Consider the following 20498-nt stretch of genomic DNA (forward strand, 5'->3'; position numbering starts at 1 on the left):
TGCGACGCTGCACGGGTGGGGTTCGTGTGGTCAGAAGAGGTAGGGCCAGCCCGCCGAGTCGAGCCTGAGCAGGTTGAGGCCGAGCAGCGACGCGCCGTTGTCGGCGTAGTAGTGGTAGATCAGGACGTCGCAGTCGTTGTCGGCCAGCACGTCCTGGTGCCCAGGACCGTGGATCGAGCCCTGACTGGCCAGAATCTCGGTACCGCCGCCCGAGGTCAGCGCTACACCTCTGCGGTCCACGTAGGGCCCGGTGACGCTGGTGGAACGGCCGACCATCACGCGGTAGGTGCTCGCGGCACCCTGACAGCACCGGTCGAACGAGACGAACAGGTAGTAGTAGCCGCCGCGCTTGACGATGTTCGGCGCCTCGATCGCCCCGCCGTTGCGGCCGGCGATGGAGCGCACGGCGCTGTCGGAGCGCAAGCCGGTGGACGAGTTGAGCGCGATCATCTTGATACCGGACCAGAACGAGCCGAAGCTGAGCCACCAGCGGCCCTGGTCGTCCACGGCCAGGTCGGGATCGATGGCGTTGAAGTTGTCCGAGGTGCGCGACTCGATCACCAGGCCGCGGTGGGTCCACGTCCCGGAGGCGCCGCTGGGACTGGTGGCCAGGAAGATCGCTGATCGGTTCACGCCGAAGGTGGAGGCCGAGTAGTACATGTAGTACTGGCCGTTGGCGTAGGACAGGTCCGGCGCCCACAGGTGACGGGAGTTGTTGGTGTAGGTGTTCGCCCACGGCGTGCCGTTGGGGAAGGCCGCACCGGCGTTGCGGAACGCGACACGGTCGGCCGAGGTCTTCAGCGAGATGCCGTTGCCGGTGTGGGCGACCAGGTAGCTGCCGTCGGTGCGCTTGACGGTGCTCGGGTCGTGCACGCCGATGTCGCCGGTCACCCGGCCGGGAGCGGGATAGGCCGATGCGGACGGTGCCGTCACGACTGCGATGGACAGGACAAGCAGTGCTGTCAGGACGCGTTTCATCGATGGGACCACGATGTCCTCGATTTCTGGCGAGTGGTTGTGGCGGCGCGGACTTGGCGCGGCAGACACGGTGGCCGCATCGGCCAGCGAAAACCGGGGTGCAGGAAGGCGTTGGCGAACACGCGGATGTACGGGATCGATGTACCGATCTACACGGCGCCTGGACACCAGGCGGTCGCGTGCACGGACCCCATGATCCGCCCACTTGCGAGCAGGGACGACCTTGGCGCGTCAGCGGTGACGTTCCGGACCGGCACCACCGGCGTTGTCAGCACGATAGCGACACCTGACCTCACCTGACAAGAGATCCTGTTATCGCTAACACCAACAGCCCATCGACGGAAATCACTAGGCAGCAACGACTAGCGAAATCGACAACCGTCGAATCGACACTCTGGAATCCGCACATGTTAACGCTCACACGCTGTCGTCGGGTTCAGTCGAACGTCACGGACAGGACGGTCCTGATCGTCGGCGCCTCATCAGGGATCGGCGCGGAGGTCGCGCCGACTGGGCTCCGGTGGCAACCGTTTGGTCCACACGGCACGATGTGCCCCGAGTTGGCTGCGCCGGCAAAGGAAGTACGAATCGCCGGCAGTGCCGATGGACGAGGTCAGCGTGGCGACGGCCTGCCCAAACCGTTCCAGGTCAGCACGGAGCATGCGGCACGTGGCGTCATTCTTGCTCTGGACAGTGCACCGGCGCGGGTTTACGTCCCCTGGCCGACAGCCACGCCGGTTCGCATACCGGACGCCCCGCTCGCTTCGGTCTCCGCAGTACTCCTCCGCAACGGGTGACGACAATCGCCGACCCCGAGATCTGCGGTCGGCGAGTCCAGTAAATAAAGTAGCCTGGCAAAGAGTGAGATCGAGGAGGATTTCGTGGCGAGAAGCCCGATCTGGGCAAGCCGGCCGAAGACGCGAGGCCTGGTCCTGGACGTGATCCGGGCTGCGCGCACGATCAGCCGGGTGGAGCTCGCGGCGGCGACCGGTCTCACCGGGGCGACGATCTCCGAGGTCGTGAGAGAGCTCCTGGACGACAGCCTGGTCATCGAGGTCGGCCGTGGTGCGCCGACGGGAGGCAAGCCGCGCACGCTGGTCCAGCTCAACCCACTGGCTCGCTACAGCGTCGGAGTCCTGCTGGAACGCAACACGTGCGTCATCGTGGTCGTCGACCTGGCCGGGCGGCCGGTGGCCAGGACTGTCTTCCAGGGCGTGGCGTCGATGCCGCCCGACCAAGCGTTGCCGCTGGTGGCGTCGCAGGTGGACGCCCTGCTGACGACGGCGGCTGTCGACCGCGCCAAGGTGCTCGGGGTCGGCCTGGTCAGTTACGGCCCGCAGGACCGGCGGGCGGGTGTGCTGCTGACGCCCCAGCCCACCGAGGAGTGGCGGGACTACCCCGTCACGCAGCGTCTCTCGGAGAGCCTCGGCCTGCCCGTGCTGCTCGACAACGACGCCGCGGCGGCCGCCATCGGCGAGTACTGGATGGGTGCGGTGGACCCGTCCAGCACCTATGCCTGCATCTACATGGCCACCGGGATCGGCGGCGGGGTGGTCGTCGCCGGTGAGGTGTACCGGGGCAGCTCGTCCAACAGCGCGGAGATCGGCCACATCTCGATCGACGTTCACGGCGACGAATGCCCGTGCGGCAACGTCGGCTGCCTGGAGAACTACGCCGGGCCGTCGGCCCTGGTCCGGCAGGCGCTGGCCACACCGGAACTCGCCCAGCGGCTGGCGCTCGATCCAGCCGGGGACGACTTCCTCACCGAGTTCGCGCGGATCGCGGCAGCGGCCAACACCGGCGATCCCGAGGCCCGTGCACTCGTCGAGCGGTCGGCGCGCTACCTCGGCCATGCCGCGGTCACCGTGGCGACCCTGTTCGACGTGGACGCGATCGTCCTGGCCGGGCCGAGCTTCGCGGTGGCGGGTTCGATCTACCAGACGGTGATCCAGGAGGAGGTGGACCGCCGGTTGTTCGCCCGGCGCGCGCACCCGGTGCGAGTGGTGCCGTCGGTCAACGGGTCGGACGCTGCGGCGATCGGCGGGGCGATCCTCGTTCTGCAGAGCGAGCTGACACTCGGCCTCGGCAGTTCCGAGAACGGGTCGCGGCCGGTGTCAGCCGGTGTCGCCGAGACAGTCTGATCATTCGTGATCGCCGCTCGTGCGGCGCGACCAGCAGTCCGATGCGCGGATGAGGCGCGGCGCCGGGTGAGCGGGCACCTCATGCCCTGGCGCGCTCGCGCAGGACGTAGCCGTACTGGTCCGGCCAGCGAGGCTCAGCGCCGAGTGTGAGCGCGGCGTGCCGGGACCAATACGGGTCGCGGAGCAGTTCGCGACCGAGGAGTACCGCGTCGGCCTGACCGGTGGCGACGATCTCCTCGGCCTGTTGCGGCCTGGTGATCAGTCCGACCGCGCCGGTGGCCATGCCGGTGGCGTTGCGAACCTGCGCCGCGAAGGGCACCTGGTAGCCGGGGCCGGCGGGGATCCTGGCATCGCGGACCATGCCACCGGTCGAGACGTCGAGCAGGTCCACGCCGTGGGCCTGGAGCTCCTTGGCGAGCCGGACGGTGTCCTCTCCGGTCCAGCCCGCGCGCCCGTCCGACGTGTTCTCGCTCAGCCAGTCGGTGGCGGAGGTGCGGAAGAACACCGGGAGGTCTTCTGGCCACACCGCCCGGACGGCGTCGACCACCTCCAACGGGAAGCGCAGCCGGTTCTCGAAGGTGCCGCCGTAGGCGTCGGTGCGGTGGTTCGCGGCGGGCGAGAGGAAGGAGTTGATCAGGTAGCCGTGCGCACCGTGCACCTCCGCCACCTGGAATCCCGCGGCAAGGGCGCGACGGGCCGACTCGGCGAAGTCGCCCACGAGTCGGTGGATCTCCTCCGTGGTCAGCTCGTGCGGGACGACCAGACCCTCGTAGGCGACCGGGCTGGGGCCTACGGGATGCCATCCGCCCTGCGCCTCGAGCACGTTCCGGTCACCGAGCCAGGGCTTGTCGAGCGAGGCCTTGCGACCTGCGTGGGCGAGCTGGATGGCCGGTACCCCGCCTTGCGAGCGGATCGCGGTGGAGATGCGGGTGAAGGCCTCCTGCTGCCGGTCGTTCCACAACCCCAGATCCCAGGGGCTGATGCGGCCTTCCGGGCTGACCGCGGTGGCTTCGGCCATCACCAGGCCCGCACCGCCCGCTGCCCTGGCGGCCAGGTGCGTGAGGTGGAAGTCCGTCGGCGCACCGATCTCCGGGCCCTCGGAAGCGGCGGAGTACATGCACATCGGGGACATCCAGGCACGGTTGGGGATTTCGAGCGATCGGAGGGTGAGAGGAGTGAACAAAACACTCACGAGCACAGAGCTGCTTTCTGGTCGAGAAGGGTGATCCGGCGCGTCGCCGGGGTTCAGGCGGGCAGCCGGGTGTCGATGACGAAGCTGATCTCGATCAGCTGACCGGGGAAGAACAGCGACTCGACGCCGACGGTGGAACTGGTGGGCCGGTGGTCGCCGAAGTAGGCGAGGTTGGCGGCTGCCATCGCGTTGTTGTGCGCGGGCAGGTTCACCACGAACTGGGTCTCCGAAACGACCTGGTTGCGGGTCACACCGTAGTGGGCCAGCACCTTCTCGAAGTTGGCGTAGACCTGTTCGGTCTGCGCTTCGAAGTCGTCCGGGAACAAGAAGTCACCCGTCTCGTCGTGGGACAGCTGCCCGGAGACGTAGATCGTCTCGCCGACCTTGATGGCCTGCGCGAAACCGAACTCGCGCTCGCCGGCGATGTCGTGGCTGTAGGACTGCACGGCCATTCTGATTCTCTTCTCTCCTGTGGACTGTCTTATGTGAACTGATGACGGTGGTTCAGGACGGGCGACGGGCGGTGAGCCGGTCGACCGCGTCGGCGATCGGGGTGTCGCCGGTGGTGAGCTCGACGATCACCCGCCCGAGTGCCGGTTCGTGCAGCGCGACGTCGATGAACGCAGCCACGTCGTCTCGGGGAACCTCGCCGTACTCGATGGCGGGGCCGGCGGTGATCCGGCCGGTTCCGGGTTCGTCGCGCAGGGTGCCGGGGCGGACGATGATCCAGTCGAGCTCGGTGTGCGTGAGGTACACGTCAGCGGTCTTCTTGACCTTGGCGTAGTGCTCGAATCCCTCGGTGGCACCCTGGCCCCGCAGGGCGTCCGGGAACACCGAGACGAGGGCGAATCGCGACACACCGGCGCGGAACGCCGCGTCCGCCGCCTTCTCCAGGCCACGGCCGTCGATCGCGGTGGTCAGATCCCGTCCGGTGCCGTGAGCGCCGGCAGCGAAGACGACGGCATCGTGCCCACTGATCTTCGCCGCCAGTTCTTCGACCGTGTCGTCGACGAGGTCGCCGGCCAGCGGCGTCGCGCCGGTGGCCAGCACGGTGTCGGCCTGCGCTGGAGCGCGGTGCAGACCGGTCACCTCGTCGCCACGAGCGGTGAGGCGGACAGCGAGGCGGCTCCCGATGCCTCCGGCCGCGCCGATGATGAACACCTTCATGATCGTCGTCTCCTCTGTCGTCAGGTCGCGAAGACCTGGGAGTCGTCGGCAAAAGCCTTGAACTCCAAGGCATTCCCGGCCGGATCGAGCAAGAACATCGTCCACTGCTCGCCCGGCTGTCCCTCGAAACGGACGTACGGCTCGATCACGAACTCCGTCCCCGCCCCACGCAGCCTGTCGGCGAGCTTCTGGAACGCCGGGACGGTGAGGACCAGGCCGAAATGCGGTACCGGGACGTCGTGACCGTCGACGGGGTTGTGGATCTGCTGCGCGCGGCTCGGCGCCAGGTGCGTGACGAACTGGTGGCCGTGCAGGTTCCAGTCGATCCAGGTCTCGGAACTGCGGCCCTGTTCAAGGCCGAGCACCTCACCGTAGAAGTGACGGGCGGAGGCCAGGTCGTCGACCGGCATGGCCAGGTGGAACCGCGGGATGGGCGAGTCGAGTACGGACACAACGCATTCCCTTCATGTCGAAGCACCTCGAACGAGCTTGTAGCAATGTTAACATTGCTACAAGCTGCCTGCCCGCGCTCTGTCTGTGACGCCGCGCACGACCCGCATACGGGACGTAGGCACTGCTCCGACGACCGCAGAGGGCATCGGGCCTGAAGTTAGGATGGGTGCTCCGGATGGAGGCAGGACATTGAGTGAACCTGGACGGGTGGCACCCGCGCGGCGCCGCGGCCTGGCCGACGAGGTCGCCGACCGGATCAGGGACGCCATCTTCAGCGGTTCCTACGAGCCGGGAAGCCAGCTGCGCGAAGTGGAACTGTCCGCGGCGCTGGGAGTCAGCCGCGGCCCGGTACGCGAGGCGCTGCTCCGGCTCGAGCGCGAAGGCCTGGTCCGCAGCGAATGGCACCGCGGCGCCACGGTGACGGCGCTGTCGAGCGAGGACGTCACCGAACTCGACAGCCTGCGGGACGCGCTGGAGCAGCTCGCCGTCGGACTGGTGATCGACCGCGCCACGGACGACGACCTGGCCGCGATCGACAAGGCCGTCGAACGAATGGACCGCGCCGCAGACGAGCACGAGATGGTGCGCTGCGACATCGGCTTCCACGACGCCATCTACACCGCCGCCGGGCACCGGCGCCTGCTCGAAGCGTGGGAGGCGATCCGGTCCCAGGTCTACCTGTTCCTGCTGACCCGGATCGGCCTGAACACCGACGGCTACCTCGCCTGCGTCCCGGACGAGCACCGCACACTCGCCGCCTCGCTGCGCGCCCGTGACCGCGACGCCGCTCTCGAACTGTTCGCCGCGCACCGCGGCCACGCTCTCAACGTGCTGGTCGAGCACCACCGGTCCGGCCCGTCCTCGCGGTGACCACCCCGAGACCGCCGAAAACGCGCTGAAGCAGACCACGGCTCGGCCATCGTCGAATCGCCAGCCCTCTTCCGCCTGCGCCGTTAGTTATTCAGTTTGTCAAGTATGCCGTTAGCAGGCGAGCCGCCGTTCGTCCCAACGTGGGGGTCTCAAGTCCTGGGCGACCGTCAGACCAGGCTGTTGACTTACTTAGGCTACCTGAGTAAGCATTTGGTTGGTCCTCAACCCTGCGTCGACCAACATGGAAGCGGGCTGCCGTGAAGCGCTCGAACCTGCATGACGGCTGGCGTCTGCGCGCCGTGGGAGGCCCGGTTCCGGACTTCCTCGCCGACCGGGAGCTGCCGGCTCAGGTGCCTGGCAGCACCCATCTCGACCTGATGGCCGCAGACCTCATCCCCGACCCGTACCTGGACAGCAACGAGGCGGAGCTGACCTGGTCGCACCGCGTCGACTGGCAGTACTCGACGACGTTCCAGGCGCAGGCGCCGCAGGCCGGCGAGCGGGTGGAACTGGTCTTCGACGGCATCGACACCGTGGCCACCATCGAGTTGAACGGCGATCTGCTCGGCCACACCGTCAACATGCACCGCGCCTACCGCTTCGACGTCGGGCGATCTCTGCGCGATGGCGGTAACGACCTGACCGTGACGCTGCGGTCCGCGCTCGCTCACGCCGAACAGGCGGAGGCAGAGCTCGGCCGGCGCCAGCGGGCGTACCCGCACCCGTACAACGCGATCCGCAAGATGGCCTGCTCCTTCGGCTGGGACTGGGGACCCGACCTCCAGACCGCAGGACTGTGGAAACCCGTGCGGCTGGAACGCTGGGACACCGCACGGCTGACTCAGGTCCGCCCGCTCGCCACCGTCGAAGCGGACGGCACCGGCCGCGTCGACGTGCATCTGGAGCTGGACCGCGCCGCGGATCACGACTACACCGTGCTGGTCACGGCCGGCGACCACGCAGAACGAATGACGATCACCGGCGACGTCGCGCACGTCACCGTTCTCGTGCCGGACGCCCGGTTGTGGTGGCCGGTGGGGTACGGCGACCAGCCGCTCTACGACCTGACCATCGAGCTGCTGGCCGACGGCCGACAGGTGGACGCGGTCCGGCGCCGGATCGGGTTCCGCACCGTCACCGTGGACACCGAACCGGACGAGTTCGGCACGCCGTTCGTCTTCGTCGTCAACGGCAGGCGCGTGTTCGCCAAGGGCGCCAACTGGATTCCGGACGACCACTTCCTCACCAGGGTCACCCGCGAGCGGCTCGACCGCCGGATCGACCAGGCCGTCGGCGCGAACATGAACATGCTGCGGGTCTGGGGCGGCGGCATCTACGAGTCCGACGACTTCTACGAGGCCTGCGACGAACGCGGCGTGATGGTGTGGCAGGACTTCCCCTTCTCGTGCGCCTTCTACGCCGAGGAGGAGCCGCTGCGAGGGGAGGTCGAGGCCGAGGCTCAGGAGAACGTCATCCGGCTCGTCTCCCACGCGTCCCTGGTGTTGTGGAACGGCAACAACGAGAACCTCCCCGCCTACACGGACTGGGGCTGGCAGGACGGCCTGGAGGGACGAAGCTGGGGAGGCGGCTACTACCACGAGCTGCTGCCCAAGATCGTCGAAGAACTCGACCCGACCCGCCCGTACGCACCGGGCAGCCCGTACAGCCCTGGCGACCTCCCGCCCAATGATGCCGGCCACGGCACCCGCCACGACTGGGACGTCTGGAACTCCCTGGACTACACGCACTACCGCGACCACGTACCGCGGTTCTGCGCCGAGTTCGGCTTTCAGGGGCCACCCACCTGGGCCACTCTCACCCGATGGATCCACGACGAGCCGTTGACGCCCACCTCGCCCGCGTTCCTGCTCCATCAAAAGGGCTACAACGGCAACGAAAACCTGGACCGCGGTCTCGCACCGCACCTGCCGGTGCCGACCGACTTCGAGCAGTGGCACTGGGCGACCCAGCTCAACCAGGCCCGCGCGGTGGCCTTCGGCGTCGAGCACTACCGCTCCTGGTGGCCGCGGACCGCAGGAGCCCTGGTCTGGCAGCTCAACGACTGCTGGCCGGTCACCTCCTGGGCCGCCATCGACAGCGACGAACGACTCAAACCCCTCTACTACGCCCTCAAGCACGCGTTCGCGCCACGGCTGCTGACGGTTCAGCTCCGCGAGGAAAAGCCCACCCTGATCGCGATCAACGACCACGACGAGTGCTGGACGGGTGAAGTGCGGGTGACCCGGCAGGACTTCGCGGGCGAGGTGCTGACCTCCGCCGAACTGCGGCTCAGCGTGCCATCTCGATCCACCGCGACGCTGGATCTGGCTGATGACCTCCTCGAACCCACCGACCCGACGAGCGAAGTGCTGGTCGCGACCGCGGGCGACGTCCGCACCCACCACCTGTTCCGCGAAGACCTCGATCTCCGCTACGACCCGGCGCCGTTCACCGCCGGCGTCACCCCCGTCGACGGCGGGTACCGCGTCGACGTGCGGGCCACCTCGTACGTCCGGGACCTCAGCCTGCTGGCCGACAAGGTGGCCGCCGACGCGGTCGTCGACGACATGCTCATCTCGCTGATCGCCGGCGACGCACACCACTTCATCGTGCGCACGTCGGAGAAGCTGCCCGAACCGGCCGCTTTGCTGCATCCGCGCGTGCTTCGCTGCGCCAACGCTTCGACGTAGAAATCGACCTGCCCCGGAGTTCGGGGCCGGCAAACGCTGTTGACCACATTTCACAGCAACTTCGCCACGGTTCTTCTGGGAGCGCTCCCAGAAATGGGGAGCACCTGTCCAGGCTGAACATCACCCGCACAAAGGAGTGCTGATGTCAGGAAGAGTCAAAAACCGCCGTCCCGCGTTCGCCGCAGCGGCTGCTGCGGTGTCCATCGCGTCCACGGCCCTGTTGGCGGCGGCGGGAGGATCGTGGGCGAGTGACGCGAGCGCGGCGGCGGCGTTCGCGTGCAGGGTCGACTACACGACCAACGACTGGGGCCGTGGTTTCGGCGCCAATGTGACCATCGCCAACGTCGGTTCATCGGCGGTCAACGGCTGGACGCTGACCTACACCTATGCCGGCAACCAGACGCTTCAGAACGGCTGGAGCGGCAACTGGTCCCAGTCGGGTAAGAAGATCACCGTCACCAGCATGAGCTGGAACGGCGCCATCCCGGCCGGCGGCAAGGTCAGCGCAGGAGCCAACTTCTCCTACAGCGGCGCCAATGCCAAGCCGACGGACTTCGCCGTCAACGGCGCCGCATGCACCGGCACCGACCCGACCACCACAACCACCACAACCACCACGACGACGACAACAACGACGACTCCCCCGCCCGACGGTTCCGCACCGGCGCTGCGAGTCTCCGGCAACAAGATCGTCACCGACAAGGGCAAGCCGTACCGGCTGCTCGGGGTGAGCCGTTCCAGCGGTGAGTTCGCCTGCGTGCAGGGCAAGGGCATGTGGGACAACGGTCCCGTGGACCAAGCCTCGGTGGACGCGATGAAAGCCTGGAACATCCACGCACTGCGCATCCCGTTGAACGAGGAGTGCTGGCTGGGCGTCAACGGCTCCCCCGGCGGTGCCACCTACCAGCAAGCCGTCAAGGACTACGTGGACCTGCTGGTGAAGAACGGCATCAACGTGATCCTCGACCTGCACTGGACCTGGGGTGCCTACGCGAACGGGCCGGAGTGGCACTGCAAGGACGAGCAGGCGGTGTGCCAGAAACCGATGCCGGACGCCCGGTACTCCCCGCAGTTCTGGACCGGCGTCGCCACCACGTTCAAGGGCAACAACGCCGTCGTCTTCGACCTGTTCAACGAGCCGTACCCGGAGATCGCCAGCGACTGGAACAAGACCCTGGGCTGGCAGTGCTGGCGGGACGGGGGCACCTGCACCGGTCTTCCCTACGAAACCGCCGGAATGCAGGACCTGGTCGACGCGGTGCGGGCCACAGGCGCGACCAACATGCTCATGCTGGGCGGCCTCGAGTGGGCCAACGACATGCGGGAGTGGCTGGCACACAAGCCGGCTGACCCGTTGAACAACATCGCGGCGTCCTGGCACGCCTACAGCTTCAACGCCTGCGCCACCGAATCCTGTTGGGACAGCCAGATCGCCCCGCTGGCACAGCAGGTCCCGGTCGTGCTCGGCGAGTTCGGCCAGGACAACTGCGCCTTCGACTACATGCAGCGACTGGTGAACTGGGCCGACGCGCATCAGATGGGTTACCTCGCGTGGACCTGGAACCCCTGGGGCTGCAGCACAGGCGCCGTGCTCATCAAGGACTGGAACGGCACACCCGAGCCCGGCGTCGGCGAGGGCTTCAAAGCCCACCTGCTCAGCCAGGACCCCTACGTCACCCGGTAGTCCGGCCCCTCGCACGTTGGCAAGGAGGGCTTCATGCGTCGTACGGTCGCTCTGATCGTCTCGGCACTGCTTCCCCTTTCAATCCCGTTCATCACTTCGACCGCGGCCGGCGGCAAGCCCTCCGGGACAACGGCTCCCGTGTTGTCCACTCCCCCGCTGGGGTGGAACTCCTGGAACGAGTTCGGGTGCGACATCGACGAGAACCTCATCCGGCAGACCGCGGACGCCCTCGTGTCGTCGGGAATGCGTGACGCCGGGTACACCTACGTCAACATCGACGATTGCTGGATGGCACGCGAACGTGACGCCGCAGGCAGACTGCAGGCGGACCCGGTCCGCTTTCCCAGCGGTATCAAGGCGTTGGCGGACTACGTCCACGGCAAGGCCTTGAAGCTGGGCATCTACTCCTCGGCGGGGACGCACGCCTGCGCGGGCTTCCCGGCCAGCCTCGACCACGAGGAGGTCGACGCGCGGACGTGGGCGGACTGGGGCGTCGACTACCTCAAGTACGACAACTGTTTCAACGAGAACCGGCCGGCGCTGGACCGCTACCGCGCGATGGGTGAGGCGTTGCGCAAGACCGGCCGGAACATCGTCTACAGCCTGTGCGAATGGGGCCAGAACCGGCCGTGGGAAGGACTCGGCCGGGAGGTCGGCGGACACCTGTGGCGGACCACCGGCGACATCTCCGACAACTGGACGTCGGTGATGGGCATCCTCGACCAGCAGATCGGCCTGGAGCGGTACGCGGGCCCGGACGCCTGGAACGACCCCGACATGCTGGAGGTCGGCAACGGCGGCATGACCGACGCCGAGTACCGCGCGCACTTCGCACTGTGGTCCGTGCTCAACGCGCCGCTCATCGCGGGCAACGACGTCCGCTCGATGGACGACGCGACCAAACGCATCCTGCTCAACCGCGACCTGCTGGCGGTCAACCAGGACTGGTCGGGCACGCAGGGTCGCAAAGTGCGTGACGACGGCGACCACGAGGTGTGGGCCAAGCCCATGTCGGACGGCTCGGTCGCGGTCGTCCTGCTCAACCGCGGCACGGCCAACGCCGCCATCGGCGCGTCCGCCGCTGAGCTCGGACTCCCGGCCCGAAAGTCGTATCGCGCCAAGGATCTGTGGACCAAGGAGCAGCACGCGAGTTCCGGCATGATCCGCGGCGGCGTCCCGGCACACGGCGCGGTGACGTACCGGGTGTGGCCGGGCGGCACAGCGAACTTCGCCCCGATGACGTCGTTCACCCTCGCCGGACCGGAGTTCGTCGAGGGCGCCCGGCCGTTCGCGGTGACCGTCGGACTGGTCAACGACGGCACGTCCCCGCTGATCGCCGCCAGGGTGCAGCTCCAGGTGCCGGACGGCTGGGCGCTCAACGGCCCGCCGGTGCGCGAGGCGCCGTTCGTGCCGGTCGGCGGCAGCTTCACCGCCACCTGGACGGTGACGGCCAGACCCATCATGGCGGCCGCGACCGTGAAGCTGACCGCGGCAGCGGGTTATCACACAGCAGCAGGTGCGCAGTCACGATGGAGCGAGATCGCTCCGCCTGTGGTGACGGCACCGTCCAAGGGCGCCCACGGCGTTTCCGGCCTGCCGTTCGTCTCGGAGGTCAACAGCTGGGGCCCGGTGGAGCGCAACCGCAGCAACGGCGAGCAGTCCCCTGCCGACGGCCGGCCGATCACCATCGGCGGTGTCCGGTACCAGACCGGCCTGGGCGTGCATGCCGCGTCGTCCGTGCGGATCTACCTCGGCAGCGGCTGCTCGGCGTTCTCCGCGCAGGTCGGCCTGGACGACGAGACGAACGGCCTGGGCAGCGTGACGTTCCGGGTGCTGGGCGACGGCCGTGAGCTCGCCGCCACCCCGGTACTGCGAGGCGGTGCGGCGGCGGTGCCGGTCCGGGCCGACGTGACCGGTGTCCGGATGCTCGAACTCCAGGTTACCGACGGCGGCGACGGCAACGGTTCCGACCACGCGGACTGGGCCGCAGCCACTATCACCTGCTGACCACCTGTGGTGTGTGGTGGCGGTGTCGTTCACCGCCACCACACACCCGTCGTCCGACTACTCCGGAACCGACAGGAGTGCACTGTGAAGAAGATGCTGCGGACAATGTTGTCGGCGGTGCTGATCGCTTCGGCAGCACCGGTGGCGCTGTCCCTCGTCCCCTCGGCCCAAGCACTGGAGAACGGTCTTGGCCGCACGCCACAACTGGGCTGGAACGACTGGAACAGCTTCGGCTGCAACGTCACCGACAGCCTGATCCGGCAGACCGCTGACGTCATGGTGTCCAGCGGCATGGCGGCGGCGGGCTACACCTACGTCAACATCGACGACTGCTGGTCGGAGAGGTCGCGCGACGGCAGCGGCAACCTGGTGCCCTCGCGCACCAAGTTCCCCAACGGCATCAAGGCTGTCGCGGACTACGTGCACGGCAAGGGCCTGAAGCTGGGCATCTACTCGTCGGCGGGCACGACCACCTGCGCCGGGTACCCGGCCAGCCTCGGCAACGAGCAGCGCGACGCCGACCTCTGGGCGTCCTGGGGCGTCGACTACCTCAAGTACGACAACTGCGGCGACCATCAGGGCCGCTCGGGCCAGGCCCGCTACACCGCGATGCGGGACGCGCTGGCCAGGACGGGCCGGTCGATCTTCTTCGCGCTCTGCAACTGGGGCAACGACAACGTCAGGCAGTGGGGTGCGGCGACCGGCAACTCCTGGCGCACCACCGGTGACATCCAGGGCAACTGGAACTCGGTGATGGGCATCCTCGACGCCCAACCCGCCTGGGCCGGCGCCGCCGGCCCAGGCGCCTGGAACGACCCGGACATGCTGGAGGTGGGCAACGGCCTGTCCGACACCGAGTCGCGGGCGCACTTCAGCCTGTGGGCGCTGCTCAACGCGCCCCTGATCGCAGGCAACGACCTGCGCACCATGAGCGCCGCGACCAAAGCCATCTTGACCAACACCGAGGTCATCGCGGTCAACCAGGACTGGGGCGGACGCCAGGGCAACCGGCTCGTCGACAACGGCAACACCGAGATCTGGACCAAGCCGATGTCCAACGGCTCGGTCGCGGTCGTCCTGCTCAACCGCAACAGCGGCACCACCACCGTCTCCACCTCGGCGACGCAGATCGGGCTGGGCTCCGCGAGCAGCTACTCGGTGCGCGACCTGTGGGCGCACACGACCAGCACGACCACCGGCGCGATCAGCGCCACCGTTCCAGGGCACGGCGCGGCGATGTACGTGGTCAGCGGCGGCGGTGGCAGCGGCTCGACCTTCACCTTGCGCGGCCAGGGATCCAACCGGTGCCTGGACATCACCGGCGCCTCGCAGACCAACGGCGCCCTCGCCCAGATCTGGGACTGCAACGGGCAGGCCAACCAGGCGTTCACCGCCACCGCCGCCGGCGAGTTGCGCGTCTACGGAACCAAGTGCCTGAACGTCTCGGGCAGCGCCAACGGCACCGCGGTGGCGATCGGGGACTGCACCGGCGGGACCAACCAGCAGTTCCGGCTCAACACCGACGGCACCGTCACCGCCGTAGCCGCGAACAGGTGTCTGGACGTCACCGGCGCCGCCACGGCCAACGGCACCAAGGTCGCCCTCTGGGACTGCCACGGCGGGACCAACCAGAAATGGACCCGCGCCTGATCCCGTCGCCCGACAAGCCGGGCTGTTCATGAGGGGTCCCCTCATGAACAACAAGAGTTATGCCGACCCGTTCCCACATCGTTGTGAGGTCAGGGATGATCAACAGAATTCTTCGCTTGCTGGTCGCATTGGCGGTGGTCGCCGCCGGGATGCTGGTAGCGGGCACCCCCGCGCAGGCGGCGACCGGCTTCTACGTCAGCAATGGACGGTTGTACGACGCCAGCGGCTCGGACTTCGTCATGCGCGGCGTGAACCACCCGCACGCCTGGTACGCGACCCGGACGCCGTCAGCGCTGGCCGACATCAAGCGACTGGGCGCGAACACGGTCCGCGTGGTGCTGGACTTCAGCCGCAGTGCCGCCGACATCGCCGGCGTCGTGTCGATGTGCAAGCAGAACAAGCTGATCTGCGTGCTGGAGTTCCACGACACCACCGGTTACGGCGATCAAGGGGCAGCGACCCTGTCCCAGGCCGCCGACCAGTGGATCCGCGTGCGCAGCGCGATCGTCGGCCAGGAGCGGTACGTCATCGTCAACATCGGCAACGAGCCGTACGGCAACGCGAACGTGAGCGGCTGGACCAACGACACCATCGGCGCGATCCAGAAGCTGCGCAACAACGGTTTGACGCACACCCTCATGGTCGACGGACCGAACTGGGGCCAGGACTGGTCGGGCACCATGCGCACCAACGCGCCCAGGGTGTTCGCCGCCGACTCGCTCCGCAACACCGTGTTCTCCATCCACATGTACGGCGTCTACGGCAACGCGAACGCCATCACGAGCTATCTCGACGCCTTCGTCAACGCACGCTTGCCGATCCTCGTCGGCGAGTTCGGTTTCGACCACTCCGACGGCAACGTCGACGAGGACACCATCCTGTCGGCCACGCAGTCCCGGCGGCTGGGCTACCTGGGCTGGTCCTGGAGCGGCAACGGCAGCCCTGTGCAGTACCTCGACATGGCCAACGGGTTCAACGCCAACAGCCTGACCTCGTGGGGCCAGCGCATCTTCAACGGCGCCAACGGCATCAGGTCGACTTCCACCGAGGCCTCGGTCTACGGCGGCGGTGGCACCGGTGGCACCGCCATTGTCTCGGCGCCCGCCAACCGGTGCGTGGACGTGACAGGCGCGTCACAGGTCAACGGCACGCAGGTCGCGCTACGGGACTGCACCGGTGGCGCCAACCAGGCCTTCACGAGCACGTCGTCCGGTGAACTGCGGGTGTACGGCTCCAAGTGCCTGCAGCCCTCCGGCAACGGCACCGCTCCCGGCACCCCCATCTCCATCTGGGACTGCAACGGCGCGGCGAACCAGCGGTGGCCGGTCAACAGCAACAGCACGATCACCAACCAGGCCAGCGGTCTGTGCCTCGACGCCGAAGGTCGCGGCACGGCCAACGGCACGCGGGTGCTGCTGTGGACCTGCAACGGTGGGACGAACCAGCAGTGGATCCGCCGCTGATCCGCCCTGGTGTCGCACGACATTCGCCCACTCGCCCGAGGACGAGTGGGCGAGCGTCATCACATTCGACCTGCCGACTCGGAGGACTCAAGGAATGACGACGCACTGGCCCACCTCGGGACTCGGTTTCGGCGGGGACTACAACCCCGAGCAGTGGTCGCCGGAGGTGTGGGACGAGGACGTGCGCCTCATGACCGAGGCGGGCGTGAACATCGTGACCCTCGGCGTGTTCGCCTGGGGCGCCCTCGAAGTGGCCGACGGCGTGTTCGAGTGGACGTGGTTGGACCGCGTCATCGACCTGTTGCACAACAACGGGATCTCGGTCGACCTCGCCACCCCCACCGCCACGCCACCGATGTGGCTGCAGGTCGCCCACCCTGAGATCCTGCCGGTGAACGCCGACATGACGCGGCGCTCGCCGGGAGCAAGACTGGGCTGGTGCGCGAATTCGGCGACGTTCCGGCGTTACGCGTTGCGCATGACGAAGGCGCTCGCCGAGCGTTACGCCGCGCACCCGGCGGTGGTGCTGTGGCACGTCAGCAACGAACTCGGTGGCGGGAACGGGCGTTGCCACTGCGACGAGTCCGTCGTCGCCTTCCGGGACTGGCTGCGCAAGCGTCACGACTCGCTCGACAACCTCAATCGCGCCTGGGGCATGGCTTTCTGGGGCCTCTACCTCACCGACTGGGACCAGGTGCCCGCGCCGCGCGGCGGTGAAGCGCACAACCCGGCGCTGCTGCTGGACTACGACCGGTTCTGCTCGGACTCGCTGCTCGACCACTACCGAGCCGAACGCGACGTCATCCGCGAGTTCGTGCCCACCACTCCGATCACCACCAACTTCATGGTCGGCCCCCATCAGGACATCGTCGACTACGCACGCTGGGCCGAGCACATGGACGTCGTCGCCAACGACCACTACACCATCCCGGCCGATCCGTTGTCGGCGCAGGACATCGCGTTCTGCGGGGACCGGATGCGCGGGATGACCCCCGGTCGCGGTCCGTGGCTGCTCATGGAGCACTCGGTCAGCGCCCACGCCTGGCACCGCGTCAACCGGTCCAAGGCACCCCGTGAGCTGATCCGGGACAGTCTCGGGCACATCGCCCGCGGTGCCGACGGCGCGCTGTTCTTCCAGTGGCGGGCCTCGTTGCGGGGCGCCGAGCAGTTCCTCCAGGGCATGGTGCCGCACGCCGGTCCCGACTCCAAGATCGGCCGCGAGATGCGGGAACTGGGCGCGGTGCTGGGCCGTCTCGCCGAGGTGCGGGGCTCGATCGTGGAGCCGGCACGGGTCGCGTTGCTGTTCGACGACGAGGCGGCGTGGGCGTTCTCCCAAGGGCTCAAGCCGCACAAGGAACTCGGCTACGGCGACGAACCGCGCACCTGGCACCGTGCACTGTGGACCCGCAACGTCCTGGTCGACGTCGTGCCCCCGTGGGCCGACCTGAGTGCCTACGACCTGGTGGTCGTGCCGACGCTCTTCCTCGTGGACGACGAGTCCGCCGCGCGCGTCGCCGCGGTGGCGCGACGCGGTGGCGTGGTCGTGGTGACCTGGATGTCGGGCATCGTCGACCACGAGAACGCCGTGCGGCCCGGCGGTTACCCCGGCGCGTTCCGCGAGTTGCTCGGCGTGCGCTCTGAGGAGTTCTTCCCGCTCCAGCCCGGCGAGCGCGGCGACCTCGATTCCGGGGCCGCGTTCCACTCGTGGTCGGAACTCATGGAGGTCACCGACGCCGAGATCGTCGCGCGCTATCTCGGGGGTCCGCTGGCCGGTGGGCCCGCCGTGACCCGCCGCGCGGTCGGCTCGGGTGCCGCCTACTACGTCTCCTGCGCTCTCGAACCGGCAAGCCTGGACGAGTTCGTCGGGCAGGTGCTCGATGACGCGGGCATCGAACCGTCCGGTTCCGGAGCTGGACTGGACGTGGTGCGCCGCGAGAAGGACGGCACCACGTGGGTCTTCGTTCTCAACCACGGCGACGGGGAGTGTCGAGTGGCGGTGCAGGGGGTCGAGCTGGTGACTGGTGAGACCGTCGATCACGAACTGGTCGTGCCGGGCCGCGAGGTGCGGGTCGTGCGGGGACGCGAGGTGTCGACGTCGCGCGATTCCTGACGCGATGGGCACCGGTCTCACTCGGTGAGGAATCGGGGAGGAGATAGAGGCCGCCAGGAGGGCGAGCCGGCCCTTGTGGGTGGTTCGCCACGACCACCATCGTCGGCTACGGGAGCGGGCTGGTGGCCGACGCGTACGGCAGTCGACCGCCGACGGTGTCGCGGTGGTGCAGTGGACCGCCGGCGACGGCGCCGATCAGCAGTGGCAGCTGATTCCGGCGTGACCGGGATTTGCGAAGCAGTAGGCCTGAGCTATCGTCGTGGTCAACTAAGCACATAGGTGCATAGTTGACTAGGACGGTGCCGCCGCACCGCCGATGACGAGAGGCGGTCCGCGGGTGCCGAACAGCACGTATCTGCGTTACGTAGCCCTGGGTGACAGTCAGACCGAAGGAATCGGGGACGGCGACGACGTCCGCGGCCTTCGCGGATGGGCGGATCGGCTCTCCGAGCACGTCGCCCGCCACAGTCCCGGCCTGCTCTACGCCAACCTCGCGGTGCGCGGCCGCCGGACTGGGCAGGTACGCGCCGAACAGCTCACCCCGGCTCTCGCGATGCGGCCCGACCTCGCCACCGTGGTGGCCGGCGTCAACGACGTGCTGCGCCCGAACTTCGACCTCGACGACGTGGCGGAGCACCTGGAGGCGATGTTCGCCGCCCTCACCGCTCAGGGCGCCACGGTCGCGACGATCACGTTTCCCGACGTCGGACGCGTCACGCCGCTGGCCCGCCCGATCAGCCGCCGTGTGGTCGCGCTCAACGAGCGCATCAGGGTGGCCGCCAAGCGCCACGACGTGGTCGTGGCGGAAACCGCCGAGCACCCGGTGGTCACGGATCCGCGGTTGTGGAGTACCGACAGGCTGCATCCCAGTGCACTCGGACATGAACGAATCGCAGCCGCTGTCGCGCACGCACTCGGTCTGCCCAACAGCGACGACAGCTGGAGCCGGCCCTTGCCGGTCGCCAGGACGGCAACGCCGGGCTGGCGGATCGTGGGCGGCGAACTGCGCTGGATCGGCACCTTCCTCGGCCCCTGGGTCGTCCGTCGCGTGCGCGGTCGCTCTTCCGGTGACGACCGGCAGGCCAAGCGGCCCACTCTTCTGTCGGCCGGGTAGCTCTGTGAACTGGCAGCCAGCGGTGGCCGCGGCGTTCGGGCTCGGTGACGTCATCGGAACGGCGACGCCGGTGGCGGGCGCGCGATCACACCTGATGTGGCGTCTGCACACGTCACGCGGTACATGGGCGGTCAAGCGGCTGAACCGGTCGCGCGAGGACTGGTGGCTGCGCGACTACCTCGTGTCCGCCCGGATCCAACTGGACGCGTACGCCCGCGGCTTTCCCATGCCCCGACCGGTGCATCCGCTCGAACCGGCCGCACCGCTGCTGGCGGACGTGCGAGCCGGTGGGGAGATCGTCAGTTACCTGGTGCACGAGTGGCGCGAGGGCGGCCCGCCGGCCACGGACGTCTCGGAGTGGGTCGGCACCACCCTGGCGGCGCTCCACACTCTCCCCGGGTGCGGCACGCCCGACGGGGAGCCGCACCCCGTGGAGGAGTGGCGGCAGTGGCTGGACGAAACGAACGACTTCACCGACGCCGTGCGGGCCTACCTGCCGGAGATCGCCGAGGCCAGAGCGATGGCCGTCGACCATCGTGATCTGACGCCGGTGAGCACGCATCGCGACGTGAAACCGGACAACGTCCTGGAGACCGCCGCAGGCCCGTTGCTGGTGGATTGGGACGGCGCGGGGCCCGACTTCGCGGAGTGGGAGCTGACCAGGGCGGCGCTGTACTTCAGCGGCCTGGGTGAGAACCGGGCCGCGTTCGACACCGTGATCAGGTCCTACGAAGCGGCGGGCGGCCGGCGGCCACCGGCGTCCTCGGCCGCGTTCGCGGGTCTGCTGCGCACCTACCTCGGCGGCGCCGCGTGGATGGTGTGGCGAGCCCTCGGCCACCGCCCGGTGACGGCCCCCGAACGCGCCGCGGCGCACACGCACGCGCTCGAGTTGCTGGCCGACCTGCGCACGTCCCTGAGCCGCTTGGACGACTGGGTCGCCCGCCTGCGCTGAACGTGAGGCGCCACGACGTCCTGAGCC

General features: G+C 68.4%; 15 protein-coding genes. 10 read left to right on the forward strand and 5 right to left on the reverse strand.

Translation table 11 applies throughout. From position 1 onward, the window contains the following. Nucleotides 1-30: 30 nt before the first annotated feature. A complete protein-coding gene (locus PV646_RS22260; protein ID WP_500344094.1) occupies nucleotides 31-978 on the reverse strand; it encodes an arabinan endo-1,5-alpha-L-arabinosidase in 948 nt (315 codons plus the stop codon). An 881-nt stretch (nucleotides 979-1859) separates the two neighbouring features. Here PV646_RS22260 and PV646_RS22265 point away from each other — a divergent pair. Further along, the gene (locus tag PV646_RS22265; RefSeq protein WP_500344095.1) at nucleotides 1860-3119 is read left to right on the forward strand and encodes an ROK family protein; all 1260 of its coding nucleotides are present in this window, start codon (nucleotides 1860-1862) and stop codon (nucleotides 3117-3119) included. A 79-nt stretch (nucleotides 3120-3198) separates the two neighbouring features. Here the strand turns inward: PV646_RS22265 and PV646_RS22270 are convergent, their stop codons facing one another. The 4 genes from PV646_RS22270 to PV646_RS22285 are packed head-to-tail and all read right to left on the reverse strand — an operon-like array spanning nucleotide 3199 to nucleotide 5930. After that, on the reverse strand, nucleotides 3199-4311 hold the full coding sequence (locus PV646_RS22270) for an NADH:flavin oxidoreductase/NADH oxidase (RefSeq protein ID WP_500344096.1): 1113 nt from the start codon (nucleotides 4309-4311) through the stop codon (nucleotides 3199-3201). A gap of 53 nt (nucleotides 4312-4364) precedes the next feature. Next, the gene (locus PV646_RS22275) at nucleotides 4365-4763 is read right to left on the reverse strand and encodes a RidA family protein (protein WP_500344097.1); all 399 of its coding nucleotides are present in this window, start codon (nucleotides 4761-4763) and stop codon (nucleotides 4365-4367) included. A 52-nt stretch (nucleotides 4764-4815) separates the two neighbouring features. Continuing rightward, nucleotides 4816-5478, reverse strand: coding sequence for an NAD(P)H-binding protein (locus PV646_RS22280; RefSeq protein ID WP_500344098.1), 663 nt, complete (start codon nucleotides 5476-5478; stop codon nucleotides 4816-4818). Nucleotides 5479-5498: 20 nt separating this feature from the next. Next, entirely contained in the window at nucleotides 5499-5930 is a 432-nt protein-coding gene (locus PV646_RS22285; protein ID WP_500344099.1) for a VOC family protein, read from the reverse strand. 190 nt (nucleotides 5931-6120) lie between these two features. Between PV646_RS22285 and PV646_RS22290 the strand changes: the two genes are divergently transcribed. The 9 genes from PV646_RS22290 to PV646_RS22330 all read left to right on the forward strand — a co-directional run bounded on the left by PV646_RS22290 (nucleotide 6121) and on the right by PV646_RS22330 (nucleotide 20471). After that, complete coding sequence (locus tag PV646_RS22290; protein ID WP_500344100.1) at nucleotides 6121-6801, forward strand: GntR family transcriptional regulator; 681 nt, start codon at nucleotides 6121-6123, stop codon at nucleotides 6799-6801. Between the two features lie 257 nt (nucleotides 6802-7058). After that, nucleotides 7059-9491: a glycoside hydrolase family 2 protein gene (locus tag PV646_RS22295; protein WP_500344101.1), complete on the forward strand. Its 2433-nt coding sequence runs from the start codon at nucleotides 7059-7061 to the stop codon at nucleotides 9489-9491. A gap of 142 nt (nucleotides 9492-9633) precedes the next feature. Then, the gene (locus PV646_RS22300; RefSeq protein ID WP_500344102.1) at nucleotides 9634-11175 is read left to right on the forward strand and encodes a cellulase family glycosylhydrolase; all 1542 of its coding nucleotides are present in this window, start codon (nucleotides 9634-9636) and stop codon (nucleotides 11173-11175) included. Nucleotides 11176-11208: 33 nt separating this feature from the next. Then, a complete protein-coding gene (locus tag PV646_RS22305; RefSeq protein WP_500344103.1) occupies nucleotides 11209-13182 on the forward strand; it encodes an NPCBM/NEW2 domain-containing protein in 1974 nt (657 codons plus the stop codon). 93 nt (nucleotides 13183-13275) lie between these two features. Beyond that, nucleotides 13276-14832 (forward strand): ricin-type beta-trefoil lectin domain protein, encoded by a 1557-nt coding sequence (locus PV646_RS22310; RefSeq protein ID WP_500345061.1) that lies wholly within the window; start codon nucleotides 13276-13278, stop codon nucleotides 14830-14832. 116 nt (nucleotides 14833-14948) lie between these two features. After that, entirely contained in the window at nucleotides 14949-16295 is a 1347-nt protein-coding gene (locus PV646_RS22315) for a cellulase family glycosylhydrolase (RefSeq protein WP_500344104.1), read from the forward strand. A 94-nt stretch (nucleotides 16296-16389) separates the two neighbouring features. Next, nucleotides 16390-18405, forward strand: coding sequence for a beta-galactosidase (locus PV646_RS22320; RefSeq protein WP_500344105.1), 2016 nt, complete (start codon nucleotides 16390-16392; stop codon nucleotides 18403-18405). Between the two features lie 316 nt (nucleotides 18406-18721). Next, nucleotides 18722-19519 (forward strand): SGNH/GDSL hydrolase family protein, encoded by a 798-nt coding sequence (locus PV646_RS22325; RefSeq protein ID WP_500344106.1) that lies wholly within the window; start codon nucleotides 18722-18724, stop codon nucleotides 19517-19519. Nucleotides 19520-19523: 4 nt separating this feature from the next. Continuing rightward, the gene (locus tag PV646_RS22330; protein WP_500344107.1) at nucleotides 19524-20471 is read left to right on the forward strand and encodes a phosphotransferase family protein; all 948 of its coding nucleotides are present in this window, start codon (nucleotides 19524-19526) and stop codon (nucleotides 20469-20471) included. The last annotated feature ends 27 nt before the right edge of the window (nucleotides 20472-20498 follow it).

It is taken from the genome of Streptomyces sp. ID05-26A (assembly GCF_033794685.1).
Taxonomy (GTDB): domain Bacteria; phylum Actinomycetota; class Actinomycetes; order Mycobacteriales; family Pseudonocardiaceae; genus Lentzea.

Bases quoted from the DNA above. Each gene is read 5' to 3' on its own strand.
- PV646_RS22260 (WP_500344094.1), bottom strand. From the start codon at position 978: ATGAAACGCGTCCTGACAGCACTGCTTGTCCTGTCCATCGCAGTCGTG.
- PV646_RS22275 (WP_500344097.1), bottom strand. From the start codon at position 4,763: ATGGCCGTGCAGTCCTACAGCCACGACATCGCCGGCGAGCGCGAGTTC.
- PV646_RS22280 (WP_500344098.1), bottom strand. From the start codon at position 5,478: ATGAAGGTGTTCATCATCGGCGCGGCCGGAGGCATCGGGAGCCGCCTC.
- PV646_RS22300 (WP_500344102.1), top strand. From the start codon at position 9,634: ATGTCAGGAAGAGTCAAAAACCGCCGTCCCGCGTTCGCCGCAGCGGCT.
- PV646_RS22305 (WP_500344103.1), top strand. From the start codon at position 11,209: ATGCGTCGTACGGTCGCTCTGATCGTCTCGGCACTGCTTCCCCTTTCA.
- PV646_RS22310 (WP_500345061.1), top strand. From the start codon at position 13,276: ATGCTGCGGACAATGTTGTCGGCGGTGCTGATCGCTTCGGCAGCACCG.
- PV646_RS22320 (WP_500344105.1), top strand. From the start codon at position 16,390: ATGACGACGCACTGGCCCACCTCGGGACTCGGTTTCGGCGGGGACTAC.
- PV646_RS22325 (WP_500344106.1), top strand. From the start codon at position 18,722: ATGACGAGAGGCGGTCCGCGGGTGCCGAACAGCACGTATCTGCGTTAC.